This is a genomic window from Streptomyces sp. NPDC102258 (genome assembly GCF_055584685.1).
In genome coordinates, this window is record NZ_JBVJLO010000013.1 from 124,913 (window position 1) to 146,044 (window position 21,132).

Annotated in this window: 1 protein-coding gene (running past one end of the window); it reads left to right on the forward strand. The window is 72.4% G+C overall.

The features are described 5' to 3' along the window. A protein-coding gene (locus ACZ6ZT_RS22590; protein WP_469721567.1) for a type I polyketide synthase crosses the window boundary here: on the forward strand, nt 1-21,054 show its 3' portion. Its footprint begins 13,248 nt before the window's first position; 21,054 of the gene's 34,302 nt are visible here — the last part of the coding sequence; its start codon lies off the left edge, out of view; its stop codon occupies nt 21,052-21,054. The last annotated feature ends 78 nt before the right edge of the window (nt 21,055-21,132 follow it).

Here is a 21,132-nt window from a genome sequence, read left to right on the forward strand (position 1 = left end):
GTGGCCCCCCAGGAGGTCGCCCTCAGGGAGCTTCGGTGGGCGGTGCTGGGCCGGGACGAGCTCGGACTGGGCGCGACGGGCGCGCTGGTCATCGAGTACGCCGACGCGGAGGCGTTGGGCGCAGCGCTGGCGGCGGGCGAGCCGACTCCGGACGCGGTGTTCGTCGCTCCGTCCGCCGGGCTGCCGGTCGACGGTGTCGTGGGCGCTGTCCATGGCGCCGTGAACGCGGCGTTGGAGACGGTGCGCGAGTGGCTGGCGGACGAGCGGTTCGCCGGTACGTGTCTGGTGTGGCTGACCTCGGGTGCGGTGGCCGTCGGGGCCGGTGCGGGTGTGGCGGATCTGGCGGGCAGCGCGGTGCGCGGCCTACTGCGGTCCGCGCAGTCCGAGAACCCGGGTCAGCTGGTCATGCTGGACGTGGACGAGGTGTCCTCCGCGTCTGCGGCCGTGGTCGCGGCGGCGTTGGCTTCCGGTGAGCCGGAGCTGGCCATTCGTGGTGGTGTGATCAGTGCGCCGCGTCTGGTGCGGGTGCCGTCGTCGGAGCGTGTGGACGGGGTGCGGATCGGGTCCTCCGGCACGGTGCTCGTCACTGGCGCCACGGGCAGTCTGGGGCGGCTTTTCGCCCGCCATCTGGTTTCCGCGTACGGGGTCGAGCGGCTGCTGTTGACGAGCCGTCGGGGTCCGGCGGCCGAGGGTGCGGATGAGCTCGTCGCGGAGCTCGCTGGGATGGGTGCGCACGTCGACCTGGTCGCCTGTGACACGGCGGACCGGGAGGCGCTCGCCGCGCTGCTGGATGGCGTGCCGGCCGAGTATCCGTTGACCGCTGTGGTCCACACCGCGGGTGTGCTGGACGACGGGGTGCTGGAGTCGTTGACCCCGGAGCGGGTCGCCGCCGTACTGCGTCCGAAGGTGGACTCGGGCTGGAACCTGCACGAATTGACCCGGGACCTGGATCTGGATGCCTTTGTCCTGTTCTCGGGTGCGGCTGCCGCGTTCGGGGCGGCGGGGCAGGCGAACTACGCCGCCGCGAATGCCTTCCTGGAGGGTCTGGCGGAGCAGCGGCGGGCCGAGGGCCTGCCGGCGACCGCACTGGCCTGGGGGCTGTGGGCCCCGCAGGGCGGTGGCAGCGGTATGGCGGCACAGCTCAACGAGGCCGACCTGCGGCGCATCGCCCGGGACGGGGTCGGCGCGCTGGCGGCCGAGGAGGGCCTGGCGCTCTTCGATGCGGCGATGGCGGTGGAGGACGCGGCGGTACTGCTGCCGATGCACCTCGATGTCGCGGTGCTGCGGGCGCAGGCGGTGTCGGCCGGTTCGGTGCCGGCGCTGCTGCGGGCACTGGTACGGGTTCCGGCGCGCCGGACGGTCGAGCGTCGGGGCGGCGCTGGGGAGGGTAGGTCGCCGCTGGTCGCGCGGTTGCTGGCGCTGCCGGTGGCCGAGCACGAAGGGGTGCTGCTGGAGCTGGTCTGCGGCCGGGTCGCGGCGGTCCTGGGCCACGCGGGTGCGGGGGCGGTGGACGCCGAACGGGCCTTCCGGGACCTGGGCTTCGACTCGCTGACGGCGGTGGAGCTGCGCAACGTACTGAAGGCCGAGACCGGTCTGCGTCTGCCGCCGACACTGATCTTCGACTACCCGACGCCGGTCGCCCTTGCCCGTCACCTGCTGGCCGAGCTCGCCGTGAACGGCGGTTCCGTTGACCGGGCTGAGCACGGTCGGCGGACGCCGGTACGGGCCGCAGCGGGCGTCGCGGACGACCCGATCGTGATCGTGGGCATGGGCTGCCGGTTCCCGGGTGGCGTGCGGACGCCGGAGGACCTGTGGCAGCTGGTGGCGTCGGGTGGGGACGGCATCACGGCCTTCCCGACCGACCGTGGCTGGAACGGTGAGGCGCTGTACCACCCGGACCCGGACCACGCGGGTACGTCGTACACCCGTGAGGGCGGTTTCCTGCACGACGCGGCGGAGTTCGACCCGGCGTTCTTCGGGATCTCGCCCCGCGAGGCCCTCGCCATGGACCCGCAGCAGCGGTTGCTGCTGGAGACCTCGTGGGAGGCCTTCGAGCGGGCCGGGATCGACCCGGCGTCGCTGCGGGGCAGCCGTACGGGCGTCTTCGCCGGCGTGATGTACCACGACTACGTGAGCGGCATCGGCATCGGAGACGGTGCGGGCGCGGGAGACGAACTGCCCGAGGGTGTCGAGGGCTACCTCGGCACCGGCAACGCCGGCAGCATCGCCTCCGGTCGTATCGCCTACACCTTCGGCTTGGAGGGCCCTGCGGTCACGGTCGACACGGCTTGCTCGTCCTCGCTGGTGGCGCTGCACTGGGCGATCCAGGCGCTGCGTAACGGCGAGTGCGACATGGCACTGGCCGGTGGTGTGGCGGTGATGGCCACGCCGGAGACGTTCATCGACTTCAGCCGTCAGCGCGGTCTCGCGGCGGATGGCCGTTGTAAGTCCTTCGCGGACGGCGCGGACGGCACCGGCTGGGCCGAGGGTGCGGGCATGCTGCTCGTGGAACGGCAGTCGGATGCGCGGCGCAACGGCCACCAGGTCCTCGCCGTGGTGCGCGGATCGGCGGTCAACCAGGACGGTGCGAGCAATGGCCTGACGGCTCCGAACGGTCCGTCGCAGCAGCGGGTGATCCGTGAGGCCCTGGCCAGTGCGGGGCTGTCGGCCGCCGAGGTGGACGCGGTGGAGGCGCACGGTACGGGGACCCGGCTGGGTGACCCGATCGAGGCGCAGGCGCTGCTGGCGACGTACGGCCAGGAGCGTGGGGAGGGGCAGCCGCTGCTGCTCGGTTCGATCAAGTCGAACATCGGGCACACGCAGGCGGCGGCAGGTGTCGCGGGCGTGATCAAGATGATCATGGCGATGCGGCACGGCGTGCTGCCGAAGTCCCTGCACGTGGACGCGCCGTCGTCGCAGATCGACTGGGAGGCGGGCGAGGTCAGCCTGCTGACCGAGGCGGTGGAATGGCCGGAGACGGGCCGTCCGCGCCGCGCCGGTGTCTCTTCGTTCGGTATCAGCGGTACGAACGCCCACACGATCATCGAGCAGCCGCCGGTCGCGGTGGAGGCGGAGACACCTGTAGAGGGGGCGCTGCTGCCGGTGGTGCCGTGGGTGCTCTCGGCGAAGGGTGAAGAGGCCCTGCGGGCGCAGGCCCGTCAGCTTGAGTCGTACGTGCTGTCCGCGGCGGATGTGCGTCCGGTGGACGTGGCGTGGTCGCTGGCGTCGGGCAGGGCGTCGTTCGAGGACCGTGCGGCGGTCGTGGCCACTGACCGTGAAGGGCTGCTGGCGGGTCTTGCGGCGCTGGCGGAAGGCCGTACGTCGGCTGCGGTGATCGAGGGGGCGCCGGTCTCCGGCAAGGTCGCCTTCCTGTTCACGGGGCAGGGCAGCCAGCGGCTCGGGATGGGGCGTGAGCTGTACGAGGCCTTCCCGGTGTTCGCGGATGCGCTGGACGCGGTGTGTGCGCGGTGTGATCTGGAAGTGCCGTTGCGGGATGTGCTGTTCGGTGCGGATGCCGATCTGCTGGACCGTACGGAGTACACGCAGCCGGCGCTGTTCGCGGTGGAGGTGGCGCTGTTCCGGCTCGTGGAGAGCTGGGGGCTGAAGCCCGACTTCCTCTCCGGGCATTCGATCGGTGAGATTGCCGCCGCGCATGTGGCGGGTGTGCTGTCGCTGGATGACGCGTGCGTGCTGGTGGCGGCGCGTGGTCGGCTGATGCAGGCGCTGCCGGGTGGTGGCGTGATGATCGCGGTGCAGGCGTCGGAGGATGAGGTCCTGCCGCTGCTGACCGAGCGGGTGAGCATCGCGGCGGTCAACGGGCCGACGTCGGTGGTTATCGCCGGTGACGAGGATGCGGCGACGGCGGTCGTGGCTGCCTTCCCGGACCGGAAGTCGAAGCGGCTGACCGTTTCGCACGCGTTCCACTCGCCGCACATGGACGGGATGCTGGACGGCTACCGCCAGGTGGTGGAGGGGCTCACCTTCGAGGCGCCGCGTATTCCGGTGGTGTCGAACCTGACGGGCGCCCTCGTCTCCGATGAGATGGGTTCGGCGGACTTCTGGGTGCGGCACGTTCGGGACGCCGTGCGCTTCCTCGATGGTGTCCGTGCGCTTGAGGTCGCGGGCGTGACGACGTACGTCGAACTCGGGCCGGACGGTGTGCTGTCGGCGCTGGCGCAGGAGTGCCTGACCGGTGACGCGGACACCGCCTTCCTCCCCGTTCTGCGGGCAGCCCGTGGGGAGGCCGAGTCGGTCACCGGTGCCGTGGCTCAGGCCCATGTGCGGGGTGTGCAGGTGGACTGGTCCGGCTTCTTCGCCGGTACGGGTGCCCGCCGGATCGAGCTGCCGACGTACGCCTTCCAGCGCCAGCGCTACTGGCTGCAGCTCACGGGCACGGCTGCCCGGAGCGGTTTCGCCGGTGATCTGGACTCTCGCTTCTGGGACGCGGTGGAGCGCGAGGACGCGCAGTCCCTCGCCGGCACGCTGGAGATGGCGGACGAGAGTGCGTGGGGTTCGGTCCTGCCGGCGCTGTCGGCCTGGCGCCGTGGCCAGCGGACGCAGTCCGAGGTCGACCGCTGGCGTTACCGGGTGTCGTGGAAGCCGCTGATGGATTCGGCGCGCGGTGCGCGGTTGTCGGGTAGTTGGTTGGTCGTGGTGCCTGCCGGTGGTGTGGATGACGCTGCTGTGGTGGGTGCGCTGGCCGGGCGGGGGGCTGAGGTCCGTCGGGTCGTGGTGGAGGGTGGCGCGGTGCGTGCCGCGCTGGCTGACACGGGTGCGGTCGCGGGTGTGGTGTCGCTGTTGGCGCTGGATGAGGCGGCTGGGGTGGTTCCCACCGCTGAGCTGCTTCAGGGGTTGGGTGCGGCTGGGGTGGAGGCGCCGTTGTGGTGTCTGACCCGTGGTGCGGTGAGTGTGGGTCGGTCCGACCTTCTGGTGTCTGCTGTTCAGGCGCAGGTGTGGGGTCTGGGTCGGGTTGCCGCTCTGGAGGTTCCGGAGCGGTGGGGTGGTCTGGTGGACCTTCCCGAGGTGTGGGATGAGCGGGCGATGGGCCGGCTGGTCGCCGTGCTGGCCGGTGGTCTCGCTGGTGAGGACCAGGTCGCGGTGCGGTCGTCGGGGGTCTTCGGGCGTCGGCTGGTTCGCGCGGCTGCTGGTGGTTCGGGTGCGTGGGTGCCGTCCGGGACGGTGCTCGTCACTGGTGGTACGGGTGCTCTCGGCGGTCGGGTGGCTCGTTGGCTGGCCGGTGCGGGCGCTGAGCGGCTGGTGCTGACCAGCCGTCGGGGTGCGGACGCGCCGGGTGCTGCTGAGCTGGTGGCGGAGCTGTCCGGGCTGGGTGTTGAGGTTTCGGTGGTGGCGTGTGATGCCGCCGATCGCGATGCGCTGCGTACGCTCCTCGCGGGTGAAGCCGACGGCTTGACCGCTGTCGTGCACACCGCTGGGATCCTGGACGACGGTGTGCTGGACGCGCTGACCGCCGAGCGGTTCGAGGGCGTGCTGCGGGCGAAGGCCACGTCCGCGCTGAACCTGCACGAGCTGACTGTCGAGCTCGGGATCGAGCTCTCCGCCTTCGTGCTGTTCTCCTCGATGAGCGGCACGATCGGTGCGGCCGGTCAGGGTAACTACGCTGCCGCGAACGCCTTCCTGGATGCTCTGGCCGAGCAGCGGCGGGCCGCCGGGCTGCCTGCGACCTCCCTCGCGTGGGGTCCGTGGGCTGAGGGCGGTATGGCGGCCGACGAGGCGATGGACGCCCGTATGCGGCGTGAGGGGTTGCCGCCCATGGCGCCCGATACGGCGATGGCCGTGCTGCGGCAGAGCGTGACCCCGTCGGGTGACGCGGCGCTGCTCGTCGCGGACGTGGACTGGGAGCGGTTCGGCCCCGCCTTCACCGTCGTACGGCCCAGCACCCTCTTCGCCGAACTGCCCGAGACCCGCCCCGCCGGGCCGGCTGCCCGCGCGGAAGCCACCGGTACGCCGGTCGGGAAGTTCGCCGGGCTCGGTGCGGCCGAGCTGGAGCGGGAGCTGCTCGGCATGGTCCGCGCTCAGGTCGCGGCGGTGCTCGGACACGAGGGTTCCGGCACGGTGGGTGCGGAACGCGCTTTCAAGGAGCTGGGGTTCGACTCGCTGACGGCTGTGGAGCTGCGCAACCGGCTCGGTGCCGTGACCGGTGTGTCCCTGCCGGCGACGCTGATCTTCGACTACCCGACGGCCTCCGCCCTCGCCGCGTACCTGCGTGATGAACTGCTGGGCAGCCAGGCCGAGATCGCCGGTCCGGTCGCCGTCACCGTCGCGGCCGACGACGACCCGATCGCGATCGTGGCGATGAGCTGCCGCTTCCCGGGTGGTGTCCGTACGCCCGAGGATCTGTGGAAGTTGCTGTCCGAAGGCGGAGACGCCATCGGCGAGTTCCCCGCCGACCGTGGCTGGGACATGGAGCGGCTCTACAGCCCGGACCCGGACCAGCAGGGCACCTTCTACGCCCGTGAGGGCGGTTTCATCTACGACGTCGCGGACTTCGACGCCGACTTCTTCGGGATCTCGCCGCGCGAGGCCCTCGCCATGGACCCCCAGCAGCGGCTGCTGCTGGAGACGACGTGGGAGGTGTTCGAGCGAGCCGGGATCGACCCCGAGACGCTGCGCGGCAGCCAGGCCGGAGTCTTCGTCGGCACCAACGGCCAGGATTACGACGGCACGTTCAAGGTGGTCCCGGAGGGCATCGAGGGCTTCCTCGGTACGGGTAACGCGGCGAGCGTCGTTTCGGGTCGTCTTTCGTACGCGTTCGGGCTTGAGGGCCCGGCCGTGACCGTCGACACGGCGTGCTCCGCCTCCTTGGTGGCGCTGCACTGGGCCGTTCAGGCGCTGCGCAACGGCGAGTGCTCGCTCGCGCTGGCCGGTGGTGTGACGGTGATGTCGTCGCCGGGTGCCTACATCGACTTCAGCCGTCAGCGCGGTCTGGCCGCCGACGGCCGGATCAAGGCGTTCGCGGCGGGTGCGGACGGAACCGGCTGGGGCGAAGGCGTCGGCATGCTGCTCGTGGAGCGGCTGTCGGACGCGCGGCGCAACGGCCACCCCGTGCTGGCGGTGGTGCGGGGTTCCGCGATCAACCAGGACGGTGCCAGCAACGGTCTGACGGCGCCCAACGGGCCGTCCCAGCAGCGCGTCATCCGCGCCGCCCTCGCCAGCGCCGGCCTCTCCGCCACGGATGTGGACGCGGTGGAGGCGCACGGTACGGGGACCCGGCTGGGTGACCCGATCGAGGCGCAGGCCCTGCTGGCCACGTACGGCCAGGAGCGCCCGGCAGACCAGCCGCTGCTGCTCGGTTCGATCAAGTCGAACATCGGGCACACGCAGGCCGCGGCCGGTGTCGCAGGTGTGATGAAGATGGTGCTGGCGATGCAGCACGGGGCGCTTCCGCAGACCCTGCACGTCGATGAGCCCACCCCGCACGTCGACTGGACGACGGGCGACATCGAGATCCTGACCGAGCGGCGGGAGTGGCCGGAGACCGGCCGTCCGCGCCGGGCCGGCATCTCCTCGTTCGGCTTCAGCGGCACCAACGCCCACACCATCATCGAGCAGGCCCCCGAGGCCGAGGCCGAGGCGACGGAGACGGCCGGGCTGCCCCAGGTGCGTCCCGGTGTCCTCCCGTGGGTGGTGTCCGCGAAGAGCGCGGCTGCCCTCCGCATCCAGGCGGAACGCCTGGGTGCCTGGATCGCCGCGAACGACGGGCTGCACGCCCCCGCCGACATCGCCTACTCCCTGGCCACGTCGCGAGCGGCGCTCGAACACCGGGCCGCTGTCGTCGCCGAGGACCAGGTGGAGTTCCTCGCCGCGCTGAACGCTCTTGCCGCCGGTGAGTCGGCGCCCGGGCTGGTGCGCGCTGCGGCCTCCGGCGGCGGGCTGGCCTTCCTCTTCACGGGTCAGGGGAGCCAGCGCCTCGGGATGGGGCGTGAGCTGTACGAGGCCTTCCCGGTGTTCGCGGACGCGCTGGACGCGGTGTGTGCGTGGTTCGATCTGGAACTGCCTTTGCGGGATGTCCTGTTCGGTACGGATGGTGATCTGCTGGACCGTACGGAGTTCACGCAGCCGGCGTTGTTCGCGGTGGAGGTGGCGCTGTTCCGGTTGGTGGAGTCGTGGGGTGTGCGGCCGGACTTCCTTTCCGGGCACTCCGTTGGTGAGATCGCCGCCGCGCATGTGGCGGGTGTGCTGTCGCTGGATGACGCGTGCACGCTGGTTGCCGCGCGGGGCCGACTGATGCAGGCGCTGCCGGGTGGTGGCGTGATGATCGCCGTGCAGGCCTCGGAGGACGAGGTTCTGCCCCTGTTGACGGAGCGCGTGAGCATTGCCGCGGTCAACGGGCCGACGTCGGTGGTCATCGCCGGTGACGAGGATGCTGCGGTCGCCGTCGTGGAGGCGTTCTCCGGTCGTAAGAGCAAGCGGCTGACCGTTTCGCACGCGTTCCACTCGCCGCACATGGACGGCATGCTGGAGGACTTCCGCCAGGTGGTGGAGGGACTGACCTTCGACGCCCCGCGGATCCCGGTGGTGTCGAACCTGACCGGTTCGATCGTTTCCGACGAGATGGGTTCGGCGGACTTCTGGGTCCGCCACGTCCGCGAGGCCGTGCGCTTCCTCGATGGTGTCCGCGTCCTGGAGGCGGCCGGAGTAACGACGTACGTCGAGCTGGGCCCGGACGGGGTGCTCTCCGCCCTCGCCCAGGAGTGCGTCGGCGAGGATGCCGTCTTCGTGCCCGTGCTCCGCAAGGACCGGGCCGAGGACCGGTCGGCCACCGCGGCCCTCGCGCAGATCCACGTACGCGGCCTGGCCGTTGACTGGTCGGCGTTCTTCGCGGGTACGGGTGCGCGGCGGGTGGACCTGCCGACGTACGCGTTCCAGCGGCAGCGCTTCTGGCCCGCTGCGGCGGCCTACGTCGGCGGGGATCCGGAGTCGATCGGCCTCGGCGACGCCGCTCACCCGTTGCTCGGTGCGACGGTGACCTTGGCCGACTCGGACGGAGTGCTGCTCGCCGGCCGGCTGTCGCTCGACACGCATCCCTGGCTCGCCGATCACGTGATCCACGGCGGTGTGCTGCTGCCGGGTACGGCCTTCGTGGAGCTGGCGGTGCGGGCTGGTGACCAGGTTGGTTGCGATGTGGTGGAGGAGTTGACGCTGGAAGCGCCGTTGGTGCTGCCCGAGCGGGGCGGTGTGCAGCTCCAGTTGGTGGTGGAGGCGCCCGGCGCGGGTGGTGGGCGGTCGTTCGCCGTGTACTCGCGTCGTCAGGACGCGGCGGCCGAAGAGCCGTGGACGCGCCACGGGTCGGGTGTGCTGGCGGCCGGTGGCCGCTCGGAGGCTTCGCAGGAGTTCGGTGAGCTGGCGGTGTGGCCGCCGGTGGACGCCGTCCCGGTCGACGTGAGCGGGCTGTACGCGGAACTCGCCGGGGACGGCATGGCTTACGGGCCGCTGTTCCAGGGACTGAAGGCCGCCTGGCGGCGCGGAGCGGAGCTCTTCACCGAGGTGGCGCTCCCGGAGCACGGGCACCAGGACGCGGCCCGGTTCGGGCTGCACCCCGCCCTGCTCGATGCGGGCCTCCACGCCATCGGCCACGGTGACCCCGCCGTGGCGGAGACCGGCGCGCAGCTGCCCTTCTCCTGGGCCGGTGTCTCCCTGTACGCGGTGGGTGCTGCTGCTCTGCGGATGCGGTTGACGCCGACGGGTGCGGGTGATCCGCATGCGCTGGCGTTGCTGGTGGCGGATGAGTCGGGGCGGCCGGTGGCGGCGGTGGAGTCGCTGACGCTGCGTCCCGCTTCGGCGGAGCAGGTCAACGCGGCCGGTGCCGGTCACGTGGAGTCGCTGTTCCGCGTGGAGTGGATGACTGCCCCGGCCGGCGCGCCGGTCGTGGCGGCCGACCTCCGGTGGGCGGTGCTGGGCCGGGACGAGCTCGGACTGGGCGACACGGGCGCGTTGGTCACCGAGTACGCCGACGCGGAGGCGTTGGGTGCGGCCTTGGCGGCGGGCGAGCCGGTTCCGGACGCGGTGTTCGTCGTGCCGACCGGTGAGGTGCCCGGCGGTGATGTCGTCGGAGCCGTTCACGGAGCGGTCGCCGCAGCGCTGGAGACGGTGCAGGGGTGGCTGGCGGACGAGCGGTTCGCCGGTACGCGTCTGGTGTGGCTGACCTCCGGGGCCGATGACGGTGCCGGTGAGGGTGTGGTGGACCTGGCCGGTGGCGCGGTGCGCGGCCTGCTGCGGTCCGCGCAGTCCGAGAACCCGGGTCAGCTGGTCATGCTGGACGTGGACGAGGCGTCTTCCGCGTCTGCGGCTGCCGTTGTGGCGGCGTTGGCTTCCGGGGAGCCGGAGGTCGCGGTCCGTGGTGGTGTGATCAGTGCGCCGCGTCTGGTGCGGGTGCCGTCGTCGGAGCGTGGGGACGGGGTGCGGATCGGGTCCTCCGGCACGGTGCTCGTCACCGGTGCTACGGGCAGTCTGGGGCGGCTTTTCGCCCGTCACCTGGTTTCCACGTACGGGGTTGAGCGGCTGCTGTTGACGAGCCGTCGGGGTCCGGCGGCCGAGGGTGCGGATGAGCTCGTCGCGGAGCTCGCCGAGTTGGGTGCGCACGTCGACCTGGTCGCCTGTGACACGGCGGACCGGGAGGCGCTCGCCGCGCTGCTGGCCGGCGTACCGGCCGAGTATCCGTTGACCGCTGTGGTCCACACCGCGGGTGTGCTGGACGACGGTGTGCTGGAGTCGCTGACCCCGGAGCGGGTGGCGACGGTGCTGCGTCCGAAGGTGGACGCGGCGTGGTATCTGCACGAACTGACCCGGGACTTGGACCTGGATGCCTTCGTCCTGTTCTCGGGTGCGGCTGCCGCGTTCGGGGCGGCGGGGCAGGCGAATTACGCCGCCGCGAATGCCTTCCTGGAGGGTCTGGCGGAGCAGCGGCGGGCCGAGGGCCTGCCGGCGACCGCACTGGCCTGGGGGCTGTGGGCCCCGCAGGCGGGCAGCGCCGGTGGCATGGCGGCACAGCTCGACGAGGCCAACCTGCGGCGCATCGCCCGGGAAGGCGTCGCGGCACTCACGGCCGAGGAGGGCCTCGCGCTCTTCGATACGGCGATGACGGTGGAGGACGCGGCGGTGCTGCTGCCGATGCACCTCGACGTCGCGGTGCTGCGGGCGCAGGCGGTGTCGGCCGGTTCGGTGCCGGCGCTGCTGCGGGCACTCGTACGGGTACCGGCGCGCCGGACGGTCGAGCGTCGGGGCGGCGCCGCTGAGGGTGGTTCGCCGCTGGTCGCGCGGTTGCTGGCGCTGCCGGTGGCCGAGCACGAGGCTGCACTGCTGGAACTGGTCTGCGGGCGCGTGGCTGCGGTCCTGGGGCACTCGGGCGCCGAGTCGGTGGACGCCGAACGGGCCTTCCGGGACCTGGGCTTCGACTCGCTGACGGCGGTCGAGCTGCGCAACGTACTGAAGGCCGAGACCGGTCTGCGCCTGCCGCCCACGCTGATCTTCGACTACCCGACGCCGGTCGCCCTCGCCCGCCACCTGCTGGCCGAGCTCGCCGTCACCGTCGGGGCCGACGAGCAGAACGTCGGCCGCGGACGGCTGATGGCCCCCGTACGCCCGGTCACGGGTGTGACGGACGACCCGATCGTGATCGTGGGCATGGGCTGCCGGTTCCCGGGTGGCGTGCGGACGCCGGAGGACCTGTGGCAGCTCGTGGCCGCCGGCCAGGACGGCATCACCGCCTTCCCGACCGACCGTGGCTGGAACCTCGAAGCCCTCTACCACCCGGACCCGGACCACGCCGGTACGTCGTACACCCGTGAAGGCGGGTTCCTGCACGACGCGGCGGAGTTCGACCCGGCGTTCTTCGGGATCTCGCCGCGCGAGGCCCTGGCGATGGACCCGCAGCAGCGCTTGCTGCTGGAGACCTCGTGGGAGGCCTTCGAGCGGGCCGGGATCGACCCGGTATCGATGCGTGGCAGCCGTACCGGCGTCTTCGCCGGCGTGATGTACCACGACTACGCGACCGGATACGGCAACGGCGAGGACCTGCCCGAGGGCGTCGAGGGCTACCTCGGCACCGGAATCTCCGGCAGCATCGCCTCGGGCCGCGTCTCGTACGCGTTCGGCCTGGAGGGCCCGGCCGTCACGGTCGACACGGCCTGCTCGTCCTCGCTGGTGGCGCTGCACTGGGCGATCCAGGCGCTGCGCAACGGCGAATGCGACATGGCACTGGCCGGTGGTGTGGCGATCATGGCCACGCCGGAGACCTTCGTCGACTTCAGCCGTCAGCGCGGTCTGGCGGCGGATGGCCGTTGCAAGTCCTTCGCGGACGGCGCGGACGGCACCGGCTGGGCCGAGGGTGCGGGCATGCTGCTCGTGGAGCGGCAGTCGGACGCCCGTCGTCACGGGCACCCGGTCCTGGCCGTGGTGCGCGGTTCGGCGATCAACCAGGACGGTGCGAGCAACGGCCTGACGGCGCCGAACGGTCCTTCGCAGCAGCGGGTGATCCGTGAGGCGCTGGCCAGTGCGGGACTCGCCACGGCCGATGTGGACGCGGTCGAGGCGCACGGCACCGGGACCCGGCTGGGTGACCCGATCGAGGCGCAGGCGCTGCTGGCGACGTACGGCCAGGACCGGCCGGAGGGCCGGCCGCTGCTGCTCGGTTCGATCAAGTCGAACATCGGGCACTCGCAGGCGGCTGCCGGTGTCGCGGGCGTGATCAAGATGATCATGGCGATGCGGCACGGCGTGCTGCCGAAGTCCCTGCACGTGGACGCGCCGTCGTCGCAGATCGACTGGGAGGCGGGCGAGGTCAGCCTGCTGACCGAGGCGGTGGAATGGCCGGAGACGGGCCGTCCGCGCCGGGCCGGTGTCTCTTCGTTCGGTATCAGCGGTACGAATGCGCACACGATCATCGAGCAGCCGCCGGTCACCGACATGGGGGAGACGCCCACGGAGGACGCCCCGCTGCCGGTGGTGACGTGGACGCTGTCCGCGAAGGGCGGCGAGGCGCTGCGGGCGCAGGCGCGCCGCCTCCAGACCTACGTACTGTCCGCGGCGGATTCCGCGGCGGATGTGCGTCCGGTGGACGTGGCGTGGTCGCTGGCGTCGGGCAGGGCGTCGTTCGAGGACCGTGCGGCGGTCGTGGCCGCTGACCGTGAGGGGCTGCTGGCCGGCCTTGCGGCACTGGCGGAAGGCCGTACGTCCGCTGCTGTGATCGAGGGGGCGCCGGTCTCCGGCAAGGTCGCCTTCCTGTTCACGGGTCAGGGCAGCCAGCGGCTCGGGATGGGGCGTGAGCTGTACGAGGCCTTCCCGGTGTTCGCGGATGCGCTGGACGCGGTGTGTGCGCGGTGTGATCTGGAAGTGCCGTTGCGGGATGTGCTGTTCGGTGCGGATGCCGATCTGCTGGACCGTACGGAGTACACGCAGCCGGCGCTGTTCGCGGTCGAGGTGGCTCTCTTCCGGCTCGTGGAGAGCTGGGGGCTGAAGCCCGACTTCCTCTCCGGGCACTCGATCGGTGAGATTGCCGCCGCGCACGTCGCGGGTGTGCTGTCGCTGGATGACGCGTGCGTGCTGGTGGCGGCGCGTGGTCGGCTGATGCAGGCGCTGCCGGGCGGTGGCGTGATGATCGCGGTGCAGGCCTCGGAGGACGAGGTCCTGCCGCTGCTGACCGAGCGGGTGAGCATCGCGGCGGTCAACGGGCCGACGTCCGTGGTCATCGCCGGTGACGAGGATGCTGCTGCCGCCGTGTTGGAGGCGTTCCCCGACCGTAAGAGCAAGCGGCTGACGGTCTCACACGCGTTCCACTCGCCGCACATGGACGGGATGCTGGACGACTTCCGCCAGGTGGTGGAGGGGCTCACCTTCGACGCCCCGCGCATCCCGGTCGTGTCGAACCTGACCGGCGCCCTGGTCACCGACGAGATGGCCTCGGCCGAGTTCTGGGTCCGGCACGTCCGCGAGGCGGTCCGCTTCCTCGACGGCATGCGGGCCCTGGAGACGGCAGGCGTGACGACGTACATCGAAATCGGCCCGGGGGGCGTGCTCTCCGCCATGGGCCAGGAGTGCGTGAGCGGCCAGGCCGTCGGCTTCGTACCCGTTCTGCGCAGCGGGCGGTCCGAGCCGGAGACGGTCGTCACGGCACTGGCTCAGGCGCATGTGCGGGGTATGCAGGTGGACTGGTCCGGCTTCTTCGCCGGTACGGGTGCCCGCCGCATCGAGCTGCCGACGTACGCCTTCCAGCGCCAGCGCTACTGGCTGGAGATGCCGACGGCTTCGGCGGCCCGCAAGGGGGTCGTGGACGATGTGGACTCCCGCTTCTGGGACGCGGTGGAGCGCGAGGACATGGAGTCCCTGGCTGCCGCGCTGGACTTGGACGACGAGAACGTCCGGGATTCCGTCCTGCCGGCGCTGCCCGCCCTCTCGGCGTGGCGCCGTGGCCTGCGGACTCGATCCGAGGTGGACGCCTGGCGTTACCGGGTGTCGTGGAAGCCGCTGACGGATTCCGCGGGCGGTGCGCGGTTGTCGGGAATCTGGCTGCTCGTGGTGCCCGCCGAGGGCGTGGACGGCACGGCCGTGGCGGAGGCGCTGGCCGGACGCGGTGCCGAAGTGCGCCGGGTGCAGGTCGAGCCGGGTACGGATCGCGTCGCCCTGGCCGGGCTGCTGGCTGATACGGGTGCCAGTGCGGTTGCGGGTGTGGTGTCGCTGCTGGCGCTGGATGAGGTGGCGGGGGTGGTTCCGACCGCTGAGCTGCTTCAGGTGCTGGGTGCGGCTGGGGTGGAGGCGCCGCTGTGGTGTCTGACCCGGGGTGCGGTGAGTGTGGGCCGTTCCGATCTCCTTGTGTCTGCTGTTCAGGCGCAGGTGTGGGGTCTGGGCCGGGTCGCCGCTCTGGAGCTGCCGGAGCGGTGGGGTGGTCTGGTCGATCTGCCCGAGGTGTGGGACGAGCGGGCCATGGGCCGGCTGGTCGCCGTACTGGCCGGTGGTCTTGCTGGTGAGGACCAGGTCGCGGTGCGGTCGTCGGGCGTGTTCGGGCGTCGGCTGGTTCGTGCGGCTGCTGGTGGTTCGGGTGCGTGGGTGCCGTCCGGGACGGTGCTCATCACCGGTGGTACCGGTGCCCTGGGTGGCCGGGTGGCTCGTTGGCTGGCCGGGGCGGGCGCTGAGCGGCTGGTCCTGACCAGCCGCCGTGGTGCGGACGCGCCGGGTGCCGCCGAGCTGGCGGCGGAGCTTGGCGAGCTGGGTGTGGAGGTGTCGGTGGTGGCGTGTGACGCCGCCGACCGGGGTGCTCTGCGTACGCTGTTGGCCGCTGAGGCCGAGACGCTGACCGCTGTGGTCCACACCGCTGGGATCCTGGACGACGGTGTGCTCGACGCGCTGACGCCGGAGCGGTTCGAGAGCGTGCTGCGGGCCAAGGCGACGTCCGCTCTGAACCTGCACGAGCTGACCGTCGAGCTCGGTATCGAGCTTGCCGCCTTCGTGCTGTTCTCCTCGATGAGTGGGATGACCGGTGCGGCGGGTCAGAGTAACTACGCTGCCGCGAACGCCTACCTGGATGCTCTGGCCGAGCAGCGGCGGGCCGCCGGGCTGGCGGCGACCTCCCTCGCCTGGGGTCCGTGGGCTGACGGCGGCATGGCCGCCGACGAGGCGATGGACGCGCGGATGCGGCGCGAGGGGCTGCCGCCCATGGCGCCCGATACGGCGATGGCCGTACTGCGAGAGAGCGTCGGGGATTCCGGCGATGCGGCGCTGCTCGTCGCGGACGTGGACTGGGAGCGGTTCGGCCCGGCCTTCGGCCTCGTACGGCCCAGCACCCTCTTCGCCGAGTTGGTGGAGACCCGGCCCGACGTCCGGCCCGACGCGACCGGTTCGCCGGTTGACCGGCTGGCCGGGCTCGGTGCGGCCGAGCTGGAGCGAGAGCTGCTCGGCATGGTCCGCGCTCAGGTCGCGGCGGTACTCGGACACGACGGCGCTGACGCCGTCGGAGCCGAGCGCGCCTTCAAGGAACTGGGGTTCGACTCGCTGACGGCTGTGGAGCTGCGCAACCGGCTCGGTGCCGTGACCGGTGTGTCCCTGCCGGCGACGCTGATCTTCGACTACCCGACGGCTTCCGCCCTCACCGCGTACCTGCGTGATGAACTGCTGGGCAGCCAGGCCGAGATCGCCGGTCCGGTCGCCGTCACCGTCGCGGCCGACGACGACCCGATCGCGATCGTGGCGATGAGCTGCCGCTTCCCGGGTGGTGTCCGTACGCCCGAGGATCTGTGGAAGTTGCTGTCCGAAGGCGGAGACGCCATCGGCGAGTTCCCCGCCGACCGTGGCTGGGACATGGAGCGGCTCTACAGCCCGGACCCGGACCAGCAGGGCACCTTCTACGCCCGTGAGGGCGGTTTCATCTACGACGTCGCGGACTTCGACGCCGACTTCTTCGGGATCTCGCCGCGCGAGGCCCTCGCCATGGACCCCCAGCAGCGGCTGCTGCTGGAGACGACGTGGGAGGCGTTCGAGCGAGCCGGGATCGACCCCGAGACGCTGCGCGGCAGCCAGGCCGGCGTCTTCGTCGGCACCAACGGCCAGGACTACGGAGCGATGCTCCAGACCGTTCCGGACGGTATCGAGGGCTTCCTCGGCACGGGCAATGCGGCGAGCGTCGTGTCCGGTCGGCTTTCGTACGCCTTCGGGCTTGAGGGTCCGGCCGTGACCATCGACACCGCCTGCTCGGCCTCGCTCGTCGCCCTGCACTGGGCGGTCCAGGCGCTCCGCAACGGCGAGTGCTCGCTCGCACTCGCCGGTGGTGTGACGGTGATGTCGTCGCCGGGTGCCTACATCGACTTCAGCCGTCAGCGCGGTCTGGCCGCCGACGGCCGGATCAAGGCGTTCGCCGCCGGTGCGGACGGTACGGGCTGGGGTGAGGGTGTCGGCATGCTGCTCGTGGAGCGGCTGTCGGATGCCCGACGCAACGGCCACCCGGTCCTGGCGGTGGTGCGGGGTTCCGCGATCAACCAGGACGGTGCCAGCAACGGTCTGACGGCCCCCAACGGGCCGTCCCAGCAGCGCGTCATCCGCGCCGCCCTCGCCAGCGCCGGCCTTTCCGCCACGGACGTGGACGCCGTCGAAGCACACGGCACGGGAACGACCCTCGGCGACCCGATCGAGGCACAGGCGCTCCTGGCCACCTACGGCCGGGAGCGGCTCGACGGGCAGCCGCTGTTCCTGGGCTCGATCAAGTCGAACATCGGGCACACGCAGGCCGCGGCCGGTGTCGCGGGTGTGATGAAGATGGTGCTGGCGATGCAGCACGGGGTGCTTCCGCAGACCCTGCACGTGGATGAGCCCACCCCGCACGTCGACTGGCAGACGGGGGAGATCGCCCTGCTGACCGAGCGGCGGGAGTGGCCGGAGACCGGCCGTCCGCGCCGGGCCGGCATCTCCTCGTTCGGCTTCAGCGGCACCAACGCCCACACCATCATCGAGCAGGCTCCGGACGGCGCCGAGGACGTAACGCCGACCGCTTCGGAGCGGAAGCGGCCGACGGTCACCCCGTGGACGTTGTCCGCGAAGAGCGACGCGGCCCTGCGGTCGCAGGCCGAGCGGCTGGCGTCGTGGATCGCGTCCGGTGAGGAACTGCCGGACACCGCCGACGTCGCCTACTCCCTGGCCACGTCCAGGTCGGCGCTCGCGCACCGGGCCGTCGTCGTGGGCCGGGAGCGCGAGGAGTTCCTGTCCGCGCTGAAGGCCCTCGCCGCCGGTGAGCAGCCGGCCGGAGCCGTGCGCGCCACGGCTTCCGGCGGCGGGCTGGCGTTCCTCTTCACGGGGCAGGGGAGCCAGCGCCTCGGGATGGGGCGTGAGCTGTACGAGGCCTTCCCGGTGTTCGCGGACGCGCTGGACGCGGTGTGTGCGCGGTTCGATCTGGAACTGCCGTTGCGGGATGTCCTGTTCGGTACGGATGGTGATCTGCTGGACCGTACGGAGTTCACGCAGCCGGCGTTGTTCGCGGTGGAGGTGGCGCTGTTCCGGCTCGTGGAGAGCTGGGGCGTGCGGCCTGACTTCCTCTCCGGGCACTCGATCGGTGAGATCGCGGCGGCGCATGTCGCCGGAGTGTTCTCCCTGGAGGACGCGTGCGCGCTGGTTGGCGCGCGGGGTCGTCTGATGCAGGCGTTGCCTTCGGGCGGGGCCATGATCGCGGTCCAGGCGTCGGAGGACGAGGTCCTGCCGCTGCTGAACGACCGGGTGAGCATCGCCGCCGTGAACGGTCCGCAGTCGGTGGTGGTCGCGGGTGATGAGGATGCGGCTTTCGCCATCGCTGCGGCCTTCCCGGACCGCAAGTCGAAGCGGCTGACCGTTTCGCACGCGTTCCACTCGCCGCACATGGACGGGATGCTGGCCGACTTCCGCAAGGTGGCCGAGGGCATCACGTACGACACCCCCCGTATCCCGGTCGTCTCCAACCTCACCGGGGCCCTCGTCTCCGACGAGATGGGCTCGGCGGACTTCTGGGTCCGCCACGTCCGCGAGGCCGTCCGCTTCCTCGATGGCATCCGCGCCCTGGAGGCCGCCGGAGTGACCATGTACGTGGAGCTGGGCCCGGACGGGGTGCTCTCCGCCCTGGCCCAGGACTGCGTCACCGACGGCATCGCCGCTTTCGCGCCGCTGCTCCGCAAGGGCCGGGACGAGGCGGAGACGCTGGTCACCGCCCTCGGCCAGGCCCATGCCCACGGCGTCACCGTCGACTGGGCGGCGTACTTCGCCGGTACCGGCGCCCGCCGGGTCGACCTGCCCACGTACGCCTTCCAGCGCAAGCGGTACTGGCTGGAGGAGGCCCACCGCCCGTCGGCGGCGCCGTCCGACGCCGCCGGTGCTGCGGCGGTGGACGCCCCCTTCTGGGAGGCCGTCGAGAACGCCGACCTGGCCGCCCTCACCGCCACCCTGGACATCGACGCCGAGCAGCCGCTGAGCGCCCTGCTCCCGGCCCTGTCCGCCTGGCGGCGGCAGCGCGCGGAGCGGTCGGTCGTCGACACCTGGCGTTACGGGGTCACCTGGAAGCCCCTGGCCGGCGCGGACGCCGCCGCCCGCCCCGCCGGGACGTGGCTGGTCGTCACCCCCGCGACGGGTGACGGCACCGCGCTCCCCGGCATCGCCGAGGCGCTGCGGGCCCAGGGCGTGGACGTACGGGAGGTCCTGCTGGACCCGGCCGTCACCGACCGGGGTGCCGTGGCCGACCGGCTGCGTACGGCCCTCGCGGGGGACCGGACGCCCGACGGCGTGGTGTCCCTGCTGGCCTTCGCGGACTCCCCGCACCCGGCCCACCCGGCAGCGCCGGCCGGCCTGCTGCTCACCGGCACGCTGGTCCAGGCCCTCGGCGACGCCGAGGTCGACGCACCGCTGTGGTGCCTGACCTCCGGCGCCGTCGCGACCGGCCCCGCCGACCGGGTCCGCAGTGCCGCCCAGGCGCAGGTCTGGGGGCTCGGCCGGGTGGTCGCCCTCGAACACCCCGAGCGCTGGGGCGGTCTGGTCGACCTGCCCGCCGCCCCCGACGGCCGCACGCTCGCCCGGCTGCTCGCCGTACTCGGCGGGGCCGACGGGAGCGGGGCCGAGGACCAGATCGCCGTACGGTCCGCCGGTCTCCTCGTACGCCGCATCGAGCACGCCGCCTCACCGGCCGCCGTCCCCGCCACCGGCGGCGGCGACGCCGGAGCGCGGTCCGGCTCCTGGCGGGCGCGCGGCACCGTCCTGGTCACCGGCGGCACGGGCGCGCTCGGCGCGCACGTCGCCCGCTGGCTGGCCGCGCACGGCGCCGAGCACCTGGTGCTGGCCGGGCGGCGCGGGGCGCAGGCCCCGGGCGCTGCGGACCTGGTCGCCGAGCTCGCGGGACTCGGCGTAAGCGCCACGGCCGTGGCGTGCGACGTGGCCGACCGGCAGTCCGTGGGCGACCTGCTCGCGGCGCTGCGCGAGGACACGTCGGTGCCCGCCCTGACGGCCGTCTTCCACACGGCGGGCGTCGGGCAGCTGACCCCGCTCGCCGAGACCGGACCGGACGAGGTCGCCGCCGTCCTCGCCGCCAAGGTCGCGGGCGCCGAACACCTCGACGAGCTGCTCGACGGCGCGGAGTTGGACGCCTTCGTCCTCTTCTCCTCCATCGCCGGCGTCTGGGGCAGCGGTGGCCAGGGCGCCTACGCGGCGGCCAACGCCCACCTCGACGCGCTGGCGCGGCGGCGCCGCGACCGCGGGCTGACGGCGACCGCCGTCGCCTGGGGGCCGTGGGGCGAGGGCGGGCTCGTCGCCGACGACGAGGCCGCCGGTCAGCTGCGGCGCCGCGGCCTGCCGGTGATGGCGCCCGAACGGGCCGTCGCCGCACTCCAGCAGGCGCTGGACGCGGATGACACGGCCGTCACGGTCGCCGACGTCGACTGGGACCTGTTCGTCCCGGCCTTCACCGCCGCCCGCCCGCGCCCGCTCATCGCGGACCTGCCCGAGGTGAGCCGCGTCCTCGACGCCGAACGGCACGCCTCCGGCGCCGGTACCGGTGCGGACGGCGGCGCCGGTGAAGCCGGCCGGCTGGTGGACGAGTTGCGGGGCATGGGCGCCGAGGAGGCCGAGCGCCGCCTGCTCGGCCTGGTACGGGAGCACGTCGCGGCGGTCCTCGGACACGAGGGGACCGCCACCGTCGAGGCGGGCCGCGCCTTCAAGGAGCTGGGCTTCGACTCGCTCACCGCCGTCGAACTGCGCACCCGCCTCGGCGCGGCCACGGGGCTGCGACTGCCCGCCGCCCTCGTGTTCGACCACCCCACGCCCGCCGCGCTGGCCGCGCACATCCGCGCCGAACTCCTCGGCGAGGACACGGTGCCCGCGCTCCCGGCCCTCGCGGAGATCGACAAGCTGGAGTTCGTCCTCTCGTCCGTCCCCGGGGACGACGCCGCCGAACGCGCCCGCGTCACGGCACGGCTCGAAGCGCTCCTGGCGACCTGGAACAGGACCGAGCGCGCCGCCCTCGCCCTGGAGGACGAGGAGACGGTCATCGAATCGGCGTCCGCCGAGGACCTCTTCGACATCATCAACAACGAATTCGGAAAAGCCTGACCTTGATGCCCGATCCGATGCCCGATCTGATATCCGATCTGATATTCGATCCGATGGCTCAGCCGAATCCCGCATGCA